The organism is Bauldia sp. (assembly GCF_020442045.1).
Lineage (GTDB): Bacteria > Pseudomonadota > Alphaproteobacteria > Rhizobiales > Kaistiaceae > Bauldia.
The window spans coordinates 1-14,689 of record NZ_JAGRLA010000092.1; the positions used below are offsets into that span (position 1 = coordinate 1).

13 protein-coding genes are annotated in these 14,689 nt (G+C 64.9%); 10 read left to right on the forward strand and 3 right to left on the reverse strand.

Annotated elements, in window-relative coordinates; genetic code table 11:
* Window positions 1–557, forward strand: a 557-nt coding sequence (locus tag KDJ86_RS10755) for an ABC transporter permease (protein ID WP_291745435.1), incomplete at its 5' end; no start/stop codon positions are given.
* Between the two features lie 19 nt (window positions 558–576).
* Window positions 577–2,004 (forward strand): gamma-aminobutyraldehyde dehydrogenase, encoded by a 1,428-nt coding sequence (locus KDJ86_RS10760; RefSeq protein WP_291745437.1) that lies wholly within the window; start codon window positions 577–579, stop codon window positions 2,002–2,004.
* 121 nt (window positions 2,005–2,125) lie between these two features.
* Here the strand turns inward: KDJ86_RS10760 and KDJ86_RS10765 are convergent, their stop codons facing one another.
* Window positions 2,126–2,863, reverse strand: a complete 738-nt coding sequence (locus KDJ86_RS10765) for a FadR/GntR family transcriptional regulator (protein ID WP_291745439.1) — start codon at window positions 2,861–2,863, stop codon at window positions 2,126–2,128.
* Window positions 2,860–4,290 carry an FAD-binding oxidoreductase gene (locus KDJ86_RS10770; RefSeq protein WP_291745441.1) on the reverse strand — a complete coding sequence of 477 codons (1,431 nt, stop codon included), beginning with the start codon at window positions 4,288–4,290 and terminating at the stop codon, window positions 2,860–2,862. The genes KDJ86_RS10765 and KDJ86_RS10770 overlap by 4 nt, the downstream gene beginning before the upstream one ends.
* 127 nt (window positions 4,291–4,417) lie before the next feature.
* Between KDJ86_RS10770 and iolD the strand changes: the two genes are divergently transcribed.
* The 8 genes from iolD to KDJ86_RS10810 are packed head-to-tail and all read left to right on the forward strand — an operon-like array spanning window position 4,418 to window position 13,514.
* The gene (gene iolD, locus KDJ86_RS10775) at window positions 4,418–6,280 is read left to right on the forward strand and encodes a 3D-(3,5/4)-trihydroxycyclohexane-1,2-dione acylhydrolase (decyclizing) (protein ID WP_291745442.1); all 1,863 of its coding nucleotides are present in this window, start codon (window positions 4,418–4,420) and stop codon (window positions 6,278–6,280) included.
* Window positions 6,281–6,300: 20 nt separating this feature from the next.
* Window positions 6,301–7,641 carry an aspartate aminotransferase family protein gene (locus tag KDJ86_RS10780; RefSeq protein WP_291745443.1) on the forward strand — a complete coding sequence of 447 codons (1,341 nt, stop codon included), beginning with the start codon at window positions 6,301–6,303 and terminating at the stop codon, window positions 7,639–7,641.
* Entirely contained in the window at window positions 7,641–8,552 is a 912-nt protein-coding gene (locus KDJ86_RS10785; RefSeq protein ID WP_291745444.1) for a sugar phosphate isomerase/epimerase family protein, read from the forward strand. Before KDJ86_RS10780 ends, KDJ86_RS10785 begins: the two co-directional genes overlap by 1 nt.
* Entirely contained in the window at window positions 8,549–9,559 is a 1,011-nt protein-coding gene (locus KDJ86_RS10790; RefSeq protein ID WP_291745445.1) for a Gfo/Idh/MocA family protein, read from the forward strand. Before KDJ86_RS10785 ends, KDJ86_RS10790 begins: the two co-directional genes overlap by 4 nt.
* Before the next feature lie 35 nt (window positions 9,560–9,594).
* On the forward strand, window positions 9,595–10,626 hold the full coding sequence (locus KDJ86_RS10795) for a substrate-binding domain-containing protein (RefSeq protein ID WP_291745446.1): 1,032 nt from the start codon (window positions 9,595–9,597) through the stop codon (window positions 10,624–10,626).
* Between the two features lie 9 nt (window positions 10,627–10,635).
* Window positions 10,636–12,168: a sugar ABC transporter ATP-binding protein gene (locus KDJ86_RS10800; protein WP_291745448.1), complete on the forward strand. Its 1,533-nt coding sequence runs from the start codon at window positions 10,636–10,638 to the stop codon at window positions 12,166–12,168.
* A gap of 15 nt (window positions 12,169–12,183) precedes the next feature.
* On the forward strand, window positions 12,184–13,158 hold the full coding sequence (locus tag KDJ86_RS10805; RefSeq protein WP_291745450.1) for an ABC transporter permease: 975 nt from the start codon (window positions 12,184–12,186) through the stop codon (window positions 13,156–13,158).
* Window positions 13,155–13,514, forward strand: a complete 360-nt coding sequence (locus tag KDJ86_RS10810; RefSeq protein WP_291745451.1) for a nuclear transport factor 2 family protein — start codon at window positions 13,155–13,157, stop codon at window positions 13,512–13,514. The genes KDJ86_RS10805 and KDJ86_RS10810 overlap by 4 nt, the downstream gene beginning before the upstream one ends.
* Window positions 13,515–13,568: 54 nt before the next feature.
* Here the strand turns inward: KDJ86_RS10810 and KDJ86_RS10815 are convergent, their stop codons facing one another.
* Complete coding sequence (locus tag KDJ86_RS10815; RefSeq protein WP_291745452.1) at window positions 13,569–14,675, reverse strand: alanine racemase; 1,107 nt, start codon at window positions 14,673–14,675, stop codon at window positions 13,569–13,571.
* Window positions 14,676–14,689: the final 14 nt, after the last annotated feature.

Consider the following 14,689-nt stretch of genomic DNA (forward strand, 5'->3'; position numbering starts at 1 on the left):
CGCTCTGCGCGGCGGCGGTCTCGGGGTCCCGTTTCTTCGGCCGCGAGACGATCTCGCTCCTCGTCATCCTGCCGATCGCGCTTCCCGGCATCATCACCGGCATCGCGCTCCGCTCGGCCTTCAACCTTGCCGACGTCCCGTTCTCCTTCTGGACGATCGTCCTCGGCCACGCGACCTTCTGCGTCGTCGTTGTCTACAACAACGCCGTCGCCCGTTTCCGGCGCACCTCCGGTTCGCTGATCGAGGCGTCGATGGATCTCGGCGCCGACGGCTTCCAGACCCTCCGCTACGTGATCCTGCCCAATATCGGCACCGCGCTGGTTGCCGGCGGCATGCTCGCCTTCGCGCTCTCCTTCGACGAGGTGATCGTCACCACCTTCACCGCCGGCCAGCAGCAGACCCTGCCGATCTGGATGCTGGAAGAGCTGGTCAGGCCGCGCCAGCGTCCGGTCACCAACGTCGTCGCGATGGTCGTCGTGCTGGTCACCCTCTTTCCCATCATCGCCGCCTATTACCTCACCCGCGACGGCGCCGAGATCGCCGGCCACGGGAAGTAGAACCACCAGGGAGTTCCTCATGGACACGCAGATGCTGATCGGTTCCCGTTTCGAGGTCGGCGAGGACGCGCCGGAGACGATCCTCGATCCCAAGACCGGCGAGACAATCCTGGATCTGCCCGAGGCTTCCAATGCGCAGGTCGATGCGGCGGTTGCGGCGGCGGAAATGGCATTCGCCACCTGGTCGCGAACGACGCCCGCCGAGCGGTCGGGCTACCTCCTCAAGATCGCCGAGCGCATCGAGGCCGAGGCGGAGAGCTTCGCCGCGCTGGAGGCCCTGAACTGCGGCAAGCCGATCAACGCCGTGATCAATGACGAGATCCCGGCGATCGTCGACTGCTATCGCTTCTTCGCCGGTGCCGTGCGCTGCGTGCCGGGCAACGCGGCCGGCGAATATCTGGCCGGCTTCACATCGATGATCCGCCGCGACCCGATCGGCATCGTCGCCTCGATCGCGCCATGGAACTATCCGCTGATGATGATGGCCTGGAAGCTCGCCCCGGCGATCGGCGGCGGCAACACGGTGGTCTTCAAGCCGTCCGAGCAGACGCCGCTCACCGCGCTGAAGCTCGCGACCATCCTCGCCGACGTGCTGCCGGAAGGCGTGGTCAACGTCGTCCTCGGTCGCGGCGAGAGCGTCGGCAATGCCCTTATCAATCATCCGCGCGTCGACATGATCTCGATCACCGGCGATGTCGCGACCGGCAAGAAGGTGCTGCAGGCGGCCGCCAGATCAGTGAAGCGCACCCATCTCGAACTCGGCGGCAAGGCCCCGGTCATCGTCTTCGACGATGCCGATATCGACGCGGTCGTCGATGGCCTCAGGGCCTTCGGCTACTACAATGCCGGGCAGGACTGCACCGCCGCCTGCCGCATCTATGCCGGCGAAAAGGTCTATGACAGGCTGGTGGCGGACCTCACCTCCGCCGTCTCGGGGATCGTCTATGCCGACGCAGACGACACCCGCAACGAGATCGGCCCGCTGATCTCGAGCCGCCAGCGCGACCGCGTGTCGAGCTTCGTCGAGCGTGCGTCGGAGCTGAACCACATCGAGATCACCACCGGCGGCAAGCCGGTCGAGGGCAACGGATTCTTCTTCCAGCCGACCGTCGTCGCCGGCGCGCTGCAGGCCGACGAGATCGTCCGCCGCGAGGTGTTCGGCCCCGTCGTCTCGGTCACCCGCTTCTCCGATGTCGAGGAAGCGATCGCCTGGGCGAACGACTCCGATTACGGCCTGGCCTCCTCGGTCTGGACCGGCGACGTATCACGGGCGATGGCGACCGCCGCCCGCCTCCAGTATGGCTGCACCTGGATCAACACCCACTTCATGCTGGTCAACGAGATGCCGCATGGTGGCCTCAAGAAGTCCGGCTACGGCAAGGACATGTCGCTCTACGCACTCGAGGATTACACCGCTGTCCGCCATGTCATGGTGAGGCACGGATGACCTTCGAGGGCGCGGCTGGCCGATGTAAGGGGCCGATGCGTCGTCGCCATGCCCGGACGAGCCGTCTCCGATTGCCGGCGCAGGGGCTTGGTCGGCCGGCGGCTTGCCGGGGCAGGGGAGCTCACGACTGAAGAAGTCCGAGGCGCGTCTGGGCCTGGATGAGATGCTGTCTTATCGCCTGTCGTGCCTGTTCCGGATCGCCGGTCTCGATCGCCTCGAAGATGGCGACATGCTCGCCATAGGCCATGCCGCTCCATCCCTCCTGCTTTGCGGAGTTGGCACGGGCGGCGCGTATTGCCTCGGCGAGGACGAAGGACAGAAAATCCACGAACCGCAGGATTTGCCGGTTCTGCGAGATTTCGGCGATTCGCCTGTGGAACGCGACGTCGGCCTCGACGCCGATTTCCAGAGGCCTGCCGCCGGCGGAAAGGCGGCCGAGGATCTTGCGAAGGCTGCTGACGTCCGAGCGGCTGCGCCGCGCCGCGGCCAGCGCCGCGGCTTCGCTCTCCACCCCGATGCGGAGTTCAAATATTTCCCGAAGGCTTACCATCTCTTCGGTGTCGGCCGGCCCCATCCGGAAGGTACGGGGGGCGTCTCCGGCCTTGGCAACATAGACGCCGGAGCCGCGCCGGCTCACCACGATCCCCTCGGTCTGTAGTCGCGAGACGGCTTCCCGGATGACCGTCCGGCTCACGTCGAAAGCGGCGCTGAGCGCGGCTTCGGTCGGCAGTCGATCACCGGGACTTACGCGCCCCGCTTCGACGTCATCCCTGATGGCTTCGACGATCCTGTCGGAAAGCCGGTTCGGACGAATGATAGGTTTGGCGCGAATCTTCGCGGCGGCGGTTCTGCGGGTCACTCTTCCTCCACGGGAAGCACCTTGCCTGGATTCAGCAACCATAGCGGGTCCAGAGCCTTTTTTATTGTGAGCATCAATTCCAGTTCCAGAGGCGTTCGATACTTCAGGAGGGACTGGAGACGCAATTGACCAATGCCGTGCTCGGCGCTGAAGGTGCCCTCCGCCGAAATCGCGCTTTGCTCGATAAGCTTGGTGATCTCGGGGGCGAAGCGGGCCAGTTGATCAGGTGCGCCGCCGGCCGGCGGAAGAACGTTCACGTGGAGATTCCCGTCGCCGAGGTGGCCAAAAATGTTCAGGCGCGCCTCGGGGAAGAGCTTGGCGAGGTCGGCGTGCAGTCGACGCACGGTCGATGGAATGGCGGAAATCGGGACGGCGATATCGTGCTTCACCGAACCGCCTTCGGTGCGCTCGCCTTCGGAAATGTCCTCCCGCAGGGCCCATAAGGCCGCACGTTGGGTGTCCGATTGCGCCACGACCGCATCCTGCACGATGTCATCCTCGAACAGGCCCGCGAGCGCATCGGCAAGACTCGCGGCGGGGTCGCGGTCCGCCCCCTGCGCCGTCACTTCCACGAGTACGTAGGCATCGTGGCTTTCCCCGAACGGATCCCTGTTCTGTGCGGGCGGCTTCAACGCCAGCGCCATGCCCTGCGAGGTGAAATACTCGCATGAGGTGAGGTCGTGCTCGTATGCCGCCTTTAGCCGCAGGAAGGCGGTCATTGCGGCATCGAGCGAGTCGAGCGCGATGATCGCCGTGGCGAAGCGATTCGGTTTGTGGTGGAGCCGGAGGGTCGCGGCCGTGATGATGCCGATGATCCCCTCCGATCCGATGAACAACTGCTTCAGGTCGATGCCGGTATTGTCCTTGTGGAGCGCCCGCAAGCCGTTCCAGATGCGGCCGTCCGGCAGGACGGCCTCGATGCCGAGGACATGGCTCCGCATGGAACCGTAGGACAGCGCCTGAACGCCGCCGGCGTTGGTCGCTAGGTTGCCGCCGACCTGGCAGGAACCCTCCGAGGCGAGTCCGACCGGCAGCAGAAGTCCTTCCGCATCGGCGGCGGCCTTGGCTTCCGCCAGTGTCAAACCCGCTTCGACGGTCATCGTTCCGTTGGTCCGGTCGAGCGAACGGACGGTCCGCATCCGTCTGAGGTTGAGGATCACCTGGCGGCGATTCGGGATCGGTACCGCGCCCGCGACGAGGCTGGTGTTGCCGCCCTGGGGAACGATCGCAACCCGGTGGTGGGCGCAGATTCGGACAATCCGCGCCACCTCTTCGGTGTCGGCCGGCAGGAGGACGGCTTCCGCCGAATTCGAGACAAGGCCACGCCAGTCCGACTCGAACGGCCTGGCGTCCTCCCTTTCGAAGATCAGCGACTGCGCGGGCAGGGCTTTCGACAGGTCGCTCTTGAGTTCGTCTCCCGCGCTCATCCCCGGACTCTCCTCCAACCAAAGTTATATGACAAATGATATATAACTAGATTGACATCAGACGGAAGTCCTCAATAGGATCGCCTCGGAATGAAATTGGGAGGGAGAGGGAACCGTGAGGCCGAGCGTGCGACTAACCGTGGGACAGGCGATAGCCCGGTTCCTGACCGCGCAGCGGTCCGAGCGCGATGGAAAGCGGCAGCCCTTGATAGGCGGTGCCTGCGGAATTTACGGCCACGGCAACCTGTCCGGCATCGGCCAGGGGCTGCAGGAATGCGGTGGCGAGATACCCTTCTACCAGCCGTTCCACGAACAGAGCATGGTGCACACCGCCGTCGGCTACGCACGGACGAAGCGTCGGCTGTCGACCTTTGTCTGCACGGCGTCCATCGGACCCGGCACGGCGAACATGTATACCGGCGCCGCGAGCGCGACGGTGCAGCGCGTTCCGGTTCTGCTGCTGCCCTCCGATCACTACGCCACGCGGCGGCAGGGAATCGTGCTTCAGCAACTCGAACACGCGACGAACTTCGATCAGTCGGTCGCGGATGGCCTTCGCACGGTCAGCGCCTTCTACGACAAGATCGTTCGGCCCGAACAACTCGTGCCCTCGCTTCTCGAGGCAATGCGGGTCCTTGTCAGCCCGTCCGAGACCGGCGCCGTGACCCTGTCGGTCTGTCAGGACACGCAGGGCGAGGCCGGTGACTTCCCAGAGGAGTTCTTCGAGGAGCGGGTCTGGCCGGTCGACCGTCGGCCACCGGAGACCGTCGCGATCGCTCGCGCGGTCGAGCTGCTGCTCGCCGCCGAGCGCCCGCTTATCGTCAGCGGTGGCGGCGTCTATTACTCGGAGGCGGAAGCCGAGCTCCGGGCATTTGCCGAACGCTTCGGCATCCCGGTGGTCGAGACCGTGGCGGGGCGGAGCACCATGCCCGGTGAATCCGACATGGCGGCAGGGGCTCTTGGCATTGCCGGCAACCTCGCCGCAAATCATCTCGCCAGCCGCGCCGACCTGGTTCTGGCGATCGGCACCCGGATGACCGACGTCGTGACCTGTTCGCAGACGCTGTTCCAGGATCCGGACGTTCAGTTCGTCTCGTTGAACGTCACCGGCCGCGATGCCTTCAAGCTCGGCAGCCATGCAATACTCGCCGATGCCCGCGCCGGCCTCGAGGCCCTCCACGCTGCTGCCGGAGCGAAGGAACTCAAGCCGCGAACCGAATGGCTCGAGGACTTCAGCTCGGCGAAATCGGACTGGATCGAGCTTGTCGCGCCGACGGTCGTGCCGGCCGAAGGCGAGATCATGACCCAGGCCCAGGCGCTGACGATCGTCAATCAGGCGATCCGCGAGGATTCCTATGTCGTCGCGGCGGCCGGAAGCCTCCCCGGCGACGTCATCAAGCTTTGGGATACGAGGGGGGCGCGGCGGACGCATCTCGATTTCGGCTTCTCCTGCATGACCTACGAGATACCGGCCGGCATCGGCCTGGCGCTGGCTGGTGAGCAGAACGTCACCGTGGTGGTCGGCGACGGGACATATCTGATGAATCCCAGCGACCTCGTTGTCGCCGCCCGTGAGAACGTGAAGCTCACGGTCTGCGTCTTCAACAACCACGGCTACCAGATCATCCGCGATCTCCAGACGCTTACGACGGGCGACGGCTTCAACACCGAGTTCCGCGGTCGGGACAACGCCGGCAGGATGAAGGGTGCCTATCTCGACATCGATCTCGCGGCCAATGCGGCGAGCCTCGGCGCGAAGGTCCATTCGGTCTCGACGGCGGCGGAGCTGAGGGCCGCGCTGGAGGCGGCGGATTCCGCGCCCGGCCTCAGCGTCATCGTGATCGAGGTCGATCCCTACAAGATGTCGGTTGCTACCAAGCACGCCTTCTGGGACATCGCGCCGCCGCAGACCTCCGCGGACGAGAAGACGCAGCAGCTTCGGCAAGCCTATGAGAGCCGGCGCGACCAGACGCAGCGACACTATCTGTAAGGCGGCAAAGGAGTCCCTTCATGAACCAGGAACCCGTCTCGGATCCGGCCCTGAGCTCTCCCACGGTCAACAACATCATCAAGCCGATGGGGCACTATCCGCTGACGATCGTCCGCGGCGAGGGGGTGAGGTTCTGGGACGAGGAGGGGACCGAATATCTCGATGCGGTCTCCGGTGAATGGGTCGTCAATCTCGGCTATCGTCATCCGAAGGTGGTCGAGGCGATCAAGGAGCAGCTCGACCAGATCGACTACGTGACGCCGGTCTTCGAGAACAAGCTTCGGTCCGATCTCGCCGCCAAGCTCCTCGAACACGCTCCGGAGCGGATGAAGAGCGTTCTGTTCGCGCTGAGCGGCGCCGATGCCGTCGAAGGGGCGATGCATCTGGCAATGCGCGCCACCGGGGGCAGCGAGTTCGTTTGCCTCTATGGCGCATTTCACGGAACGACCTTTGGAACGATCGCGCTGAGCTACTCCTATCCGCGGATGATCGAAGGCGCCAAGGAAGGTCTCGACCGCTACCTCGCACGGCAGATCCGGGTCCCCAACTACAACTGCTATCGCTGCCCGTTCGGGCTCGAGCCCGACAGTTGCGAGTTGATGTGCGCCAGGTTCATGGAAACTGCCATCACGCACCAGCCCGACGCGAAGGTGGCGGGGGTGATCATCGAGGTCTTCCAGGCCAATGGCGGCATGGTGCCTATGCCGCCCGGCTATATCGAAACGGTACGCGACATCTGCACCCGGCATGGCGTCGCGCTGATCGTCGACGAAGTGCAGACCGCATTCTGCCGCTGCGGCGACGTGTTCGCGTCCAATGTCGTCGACGCCGACCCCGACCTGATCGTCATGGGCAAGGCGCTTGGCGCCGGCCTTCCGCTATCCGGTGTCGTTGCCGCCGAGGGCTTCACGTCGCTGCGTGGTTGGGAGGCGGGCTTCACGCTGATGTCCACGCCGGTGGTCGCGGCAGGAAGCCTGGCAATGCTCGAGGTCATGGACGACGAGCATCTCGACAGGAACGCGCGGGAAATCGGCGCCCATTTCATGGATCGCCTCCTCGATATGAAGGACCGCTTTCCGATCATCGGGGACGTTCGCGGCCTCGGCCTGATGATCGGGATCGAACTGGTCCTCGACCGGGATACCAGGGAGCCGGCCGACGAGTTGACGGGACTCGCCTGGAAACATGCGGTCGAAGTCGAGCGGTTGCTGATCGGCAAGACGGGACCGGTCTTCGGCGACTACGGCAACGTGCTCAAGCTGAAGCCGGCGGTGAATACCACACGCGCCGAAGCGGACGAGATGCTCGACCGGTTCGAGCGCGTCATCGCCTTCACGCAATCACAGCTCGATGCGCACTGATGACGGACGAAGCCGCAACACCTCGCTTCCGCCGCTGGGGGTATCTCGCCGGGCTCGACTATGAGGGATGGCCGGTCGGGAAGGTCGCAACCATCCTCGCGGACCAGGGCTATGCATCGGTCGAGTGGTCGCTTGCCCATTTCGATCCGCGGCGGATGAGCGACCAGGAGCTCGACGACGTTGTCGCGATCACCCGCAGGGCCGGAATCGAAGTCTCCGAGATCGTTGTCCAGCAGGATCTCCTGCATGCCGATCCCGATGTCGTCGCCGACCGGGTCAAGGTGACCGTCGATGCCGCGAGGGCGGCGTCGCGGAACGGCGTGGACGTGGTCAACATCCTGACCGGACCGACCCGCTGGGAGGCCGAACATGTCGACGTCGGCGTCGACATGCCCGAGGGGCAGGCCTGGTCGATCGTCCTCGATGCCATGCAGCGTATCCTTGACGGCGTCGCCGAATACGGGGCCGTGGCGGCTCTCGAGCCCTGCTGGGGCGGCCTTTCCTGCGACCTGCACAGCACCGGTGTCATCCTACGCCGCTTCGCCGAGCATCCCGGCTTCGCCATCAATTTCGACCCGAGCCATTTCGCTCTCGCCAGGAACGACCTCGGGTGGTCGATCCGCGAGCTGGGTCCGTATATCCGCCACGTCCACATCAAGGATGTCGCCGGGGTTCCCGGCCGCGACGGCAAGGAGTTCATTTTCCCGTTGATCGGCGAGGGGCTGGTGCCGTGGGAAACCTTCTTCTCCACCCTGGACGAGGTCGGTTACCGCGGCTTCGTCTCGGTCGAGTTCGAAGCGTATCGCTACTACCAGACGATCCTGAAGTCCGATCCGTCCCGGGCTTCGGCCCTGTCGATGGAGCAACTGGTCGCTCTGGAAGAATTCGTTCCGGAGGGGATGTTTTCATGACGGGGGTGGTGAAAGTCGGCGTGATCGGCCTTGGCGAGGTCGGGCGGCACCAGGCCAATGGCGTCGTCGCGGCTCCCGGCGCGACGCTGGCCGCGGTCGCCGACTTCAACGAGGAGTTCCTGTCCTCGACGGTCAGGGAGACCGGAGCGAGCGGCTTCGCCACCGCCGACGAGCTGATCGAAAAGGCCGACGTCGACGCGATCATCGTCTGCGTGCCTCACAAGTTCCATATCGACCTTTGCCGCAAGGCGCTGGCCAGTGGCCGGCACGTTCTTGTCGAGAAGCCGGTGACCGTATCCGTCGCCGAGGCGGATGAGCTGATCGCGATTGCGGGGGAAAAGGGGAAGCTGTTCGGCGCGAGCCATAACCAGCTCTTCTATCCGCCCCATGTCTGGTTGAAGGAGGCGGTGTCCGAGGGCCGACTGGCGCGTCCGACCGTATTGCGGCTGAAGCTCGCGATCGGCGGCAAGCTCGGTGGCTGGCGCGCGGATCCCGACCTGACGGGCGGTGGGCTGCTTTTCGATGCCGGCTTTCACAGGTTCTACGTCGCCCGCTCGATCATGGGCGAGGTGGCGGCGGTGACCGCCAATCTCGACGCCGACGATCCGCGGGGGATCGGCGAGAATGTCGGTCTCGTCATTCTCGAGTTCCGGGATGGCGGACGCGCGGTCATCGAAGCCGGCTACTTCGCGCCGCCGGGGGTCTTCGACGATTCGATCGAGGCGGTAAGCGCGGATGCGCTTGTGCGCATTCCCGGCCTTGAAGCCCATTTCGAGAAATTCTCGGCCGAGCCGGAGCTTCTGATCTTCCGCGATGGAGTCTGGTCGGAGGCCTCGGTTCCGGTCGTTGCCTGGCCCGAGACGGTTGCGCGGTCGGTGGCGAATTTTGTCGACGCGATCCGCGGGAACGGACGCCTTGCCGCCGATGGTGCCGAAGCCAGGCGCATCGTCGAGATCGTCGAGGCCGTTTATCAGTCTTCAAGAGAGGGGTGTCGGATAGAGATCTAGATCTCGGTCGGTACCAAGACAAGAAGGAGAAGGGAATGCGAAAGCTACTGGCGCTCGCCACCGTTGGGTTCTCTGTTGTCGCTTCGGCTGCCTTTGCCCAGGACAAGCCGAAGATCGGCATGCCGATGACCACGCTGAATGACGCATTCTGGGTAGACTATGTGAATTTCGCCCAGAGCGCGGCCGATGCATATGGCTACGAGCTCGTCGTCACCGATGCCCAGAGCCGCGAGGACAAGCAGCTCTCCGATATCGAGACGCTGGTCAATGGGGGCGTGAAGGGGATCATCCTGACGCCGCTCAGCGAGCCTCTTGGCGTCAAGGCCATCGAGCTGTTGGACGAAGCCGGGGTGCCGGTAGTGGTCACCGACACCTATCCCGGCGTCGAGCCGGCTGACTTCGAAAACTATCTGGCTTTCATCAAGCTCGACGACGAGACCGCCGGCTACAATGTCGCCAAGCATCTCATCGAGAAAGATGGCGTCACCAAGCTGGTCGGCATTGGCGGCGTGCCGGGGATCTCGACTTCCGAGGCCCGCAATGACGGCCTCAAGAAGGCGGCTGCCGAGCATCCCGAAGTCGAATTGCTCGACATCCAGTACACCGACTGGACCCTCGCCAAGGGGCAGACCGTCATGGAAGACTTCCTGACCCGCTTCAGCGAAATCGACGGTGTATGGGGAGCCGGATCGGATCCGCTGCTCGGCGCGATCGTGTCCATCGAGAATGCCGGTCGCTCCGGCATCAAACTCGCCGGTATCGACATCACCGAAGCCGCGCTCGAGGCGCTGGCCGATGACAAGCTTTCGATGCTGGCCGGCGGCCACTGGGTCATGGGTGGCTACGGGATCGCGATCATCAACGATCACCTCAACGGCCATGAGACCGATCAGCCGGTCTATGAGATGAATCTCTACTATCTCACCAAGGACGGGATCGGCGATTATCGCGAGAAGATCATCGAGCCGCTGAAGGAAGGCAAGTCGCTCATTGACTGGGCCGCTGTCAGCAAGACCAACGATCCTTCGGTCAACCATGCCGAAGCGTTCTCGGTGATCAAGCCGTAGGAGGCGGATTTGGCCGTCGGCGCTGATCTGGATATGCGACAGGGCGTTTCTGGCGACGTGCCGACGGTTCTCCTCGGGGTCCGGGACCTCGACAAGAACTACGGACCGATAAAGGCCGTCAGCGGCGTATCCTTCACGCTGCGGCGGGGGGAAGCGCTGGCACTGTGCGGCGAGAACGGCGCCGGCAAGTCGACGGTGTTCAAGGTCCTCGCGGGTGAGGTTGGCGCCGATGGCGGAGAAATCCATATCGACGGTGCCCGGTATGCCCCGTCGTCTCCGGCGAAAGCCGTTTCGCTGGGCGTCTCCATGGTCCACCAGGAGTTCAATATCCTGCCCAACGTGACCGTGGCGGAGAATGTTTTCGTTGGCCGCATGAATGCGTTCCGACGGTTCGGACGGGTTGATTGGCGCCGGCTCTATGAAGAGGCAGATGCGCTGCTCAAGCGGCTGCGCCTGTCGATCGATCCGCGCCAGACCATGAGCGCGCTGTCGCCGTCGGCGCAGAAGATGGTGGAGCTTGCGCGGGCGCTTTCGACGCATCCGCGCGTCCTTCTGCTCGACGAGATAACAGCGTCGCTCGATCACGATGATGCCGACACGATGCACGCGGCGGTGGAGCGGCTGCGGGAAGAAGGCGTCGCCATCGTCTATGTCTCGCACCGGCTCCAGGAGATTTTCCGGACCTGCGAAACCGTCTGCATCCTCAAGGATGGCGCGGAGGTCGCGACGCTGCCCACCGCCGAGCTCGACGAACAGAAGCTGTCGGCGCTGATGGTCGGCCGGGATCTCCAGAACTGGGCGCGGCCGGTTGCCACGATTGACCCGGAGGTCGCCTTCAAGGTCGAGGGCATCAGTGGCGAGGGTTTCGAGGATATCTCGCTGGAGGTCCGTCACGGCCAGACCGTCACGCTTGCCGGGCTCGCCGGCTCGGGTGCCGACGAGATACTGGAAGCCATTTTCGGCGCCCGGCCGATCTCGCGGGGCGCGATGGAGATCGAGGGCGAAGTCTTCGCCCCGATCGACGTCGCTGCCGCGGTTGGCAAGGGCGTCGGCATGGTGCCGAAGGAGAGGGCTGTCGAAGGGCTGATCGACGCCCTCGATATCCGGACCAATATCGGCCTTGCCAACCTGCCGAACCTCAAGCGGGGGATTGTGCTTGATCGCGGCAAGGAGCGGTCCCTCGCCGAAGAGGGGTTCCGCACCTTCCAGATCAAGGCGCGGGATGCCTCGACCGCGGTGCGCGAGCTGAGTGGCGGCAACAAGCAGAAGGTCCTGCTGGCCAAATGGTTCGCGATCGGACCGAGGTTGATCCTGCTCAACAACCCGACGCGCGGCGTCGATGTCGGCGTCAAGTTCGAGATCTACGAGCTTTTGAAGTCGCTTCGCGAGAAGAACCGGCTCGCCGTCCTCATGGCCTCCGAGGACATGGCCGAGGTGGTCCGGATATCCGACGTTGTCTTCACGATCCGGCATGGAAGGATTTCCGGCCGTTTCGAGGGCGCCGAGATCACCGAAACGAATCTTATCAACGCAATGCTGTGAGCATAGTGCACGGACATGGCCTCTACCCCTACGACCCAGCAATCCAAGACTGACCGTGGCAGCCTCGACTGGCTGCGAACCTATTTTCCCTTCCTGGTCCTCATCGTCGTTTGCATCGGATTTGCCGCCTTCTCGGATCAGTTCGTCTCGGCGCGGAACTTCGAGACCGTCCTGCGCCAGACCGCCGTGCTGTCGATCGCGGCGATGGGAGGAACCTTCGTCATCCTGATGGGCTCCATCGACCTTTCGGTTGGCGCGGTGGTCGGCCTGTCGTCGGTCGTTGTCGCCTATTTCATGCAGATATTCGGGATTGTGGCGATCCCGTCGGGCCTGATCGTTGGCGCGCTGATCGGCGCCGCGGTCGGCTTCATCTACGCGAAGCTCAAGGTCCCGTCTTTCATCGTTACCCTGGGGGTGCTGGTCGCCGGGCACGGCATGATGCTGCATATCACCGAAGGCCGTCCGATCATGGTGCGCGATGAATTCCTGCGCTGGATCGGATCCGGATCGGTCGCGGGCGTTCCGACGATCGTCCTCCTCGCCATCATCGCCTTCCTGATCGCCTATTTCATCCAGAATCACACGGTGCTGGGACGCAGCATCGTCGCCATCGGCGGCGGCGAGGTCGTCGCCCAGCGATCCGGTATCAGGGTCGATCGCGTGAAGATCGTGACATTCGCCCTTGCCGGGCTCTTCTCCGGTCTCGCGGGAATCGTCCTGGTCTCCCGCATGGGCGCCGGCAGTCCGACCGCCGGAACGGGCCTCGAGCTCGATGTCATCGCCGCCGTGGTGATCGGCGGCACACCGCTCACCGGTGGCATGGGCGGGGTCGCCGGAACGGTGATCGGCGCACTTACCATCGCCGTTCTTTCCAATGGGCTGAACCTTGCCGGCGTGTCCTCCTACACGCAGCTGATCATCAAGGGCGCGGTTCTCATCGCCGCCGTGATCGTGTCCATCGACCGCAAGAAGATCGGGATCATCAAGTGACCGCCGACGAGGCGATGGCGGCCGCGGAAGGCTACGTTCGCGGCGTCGCGGAGCAGGACCGGGCGGGACTGCGCGCACTATTCGCCGGGACCGCGACGATCAGCGGCCTCGACGAGGGCAACTGGGTCGACGTTCCCCGTGATCGCTGGATCGACTTCGTCTGCGCCCCGGAGCGGAAGGGAGCGGGAGCCGCGGAGTCGCGCATCCGGTCGGTGACGCTGGAGGAGTCGGTGGCGACCGTCGTGGTCGAGACCGTGTTTGGCGGTTTCCGTTACCACGACATCCTGCTGGTCGGGGCCCATCCCGATGGTCCCCGCATATTGTGCAAGGCGTTCCACCAGTTCGCCGCCGCCTGATACGGGATTTCGCGGGTTACCGGTGCCGGTCCGGCCGGCCTGGCGGGCGCTTGATCAGGCGCCGCCGCGCGCTCCCATCCGGCCGTCGACCGGCGCCGGCGTGACGCCGTCCTCGTCGATGAGCCACAGCGTCGGATGGAGGTTGATGGTCGGGTCGATATGGCGCGGCAGCAGGAAGGTCCGGTCGCCGACCGCGATGTCGCTTTCCGGCGCGACCGCGATCGTGGTGTGCTCGTCCGAGAAGCGCAACGGCGCGGCCGTCTCGCCGACCCAGGCTGGGTGGCCATTGTCGACCCCGATATGCTTCAGCCCGATGTCGAGCACGATCCGCTCGGGCGAGCGGTGGATCACCGTCGCGAGGCCGAACAGCGCGGGCGGGTATGCGAGGTCGGGAAACGCGCCATAGAGCTGGTCCATCACCAGGTAGGAGCCGGCCTGGATGTCCGTCCAGGCGTCCATCTCGCCGATGAAGGGCAGGTGCGCCGTGGCGCAGCCGGCGACCATCGGCACCGCCACGCCATGGGCCCGAAGCCGCTCGGCCGCGTGTCGCGTCTTGGCCAGCGCCTCCATCGCGGCCGGCTTCCGCCTCGCCGGATCCGCGATGCCGGCATTATGCCCGTCATAGGATTGCAGCCCGGCGAAGGTGAGGAGGTCGGAGGCCGCGATCGCGTCGGCGAGCTCGAGCAGCGCGTCGGAATCGACCGATACGCCACAGCGCTTCATGCCGACGTCGATCTCGACGAGGACGCCGAACCGCACCCCGGCGCGCCGCGCCGTCTCCTCCAGCATCGCGACCTGCACCGGCGCATCGACCAGCGCCGACACCGCGGCGGATTTCGCCGCCTCGGCGAGCTCGTCGAGCGCCGCCCGGTCGACGACCTGGTTGGTCACCATGATGTCGCGGATCCCGCTTCCGGCGAGCACCACGGCTTCCCAGGTGGTCTGGCAGCATATCGTGTCCGCGCCCTCGGAAAGCTGCATGCGGGCGAGGGCCGTGCATTTATGCGCCTTGAAGTGCGGCCTGAGGCGCTGGCCCGGCCCGAGGCTCGCCACCGCCCGCCGGTGGTTGGCGCGGGCCTTCGCCATGTCGACGACCAGCGCCGGAGTCGGAACGTCGCTCAGCAGGTCGAGCGGGGGCAGGGTCGTGGCGGCAGCGCTCAAGGCAATACCTCGAT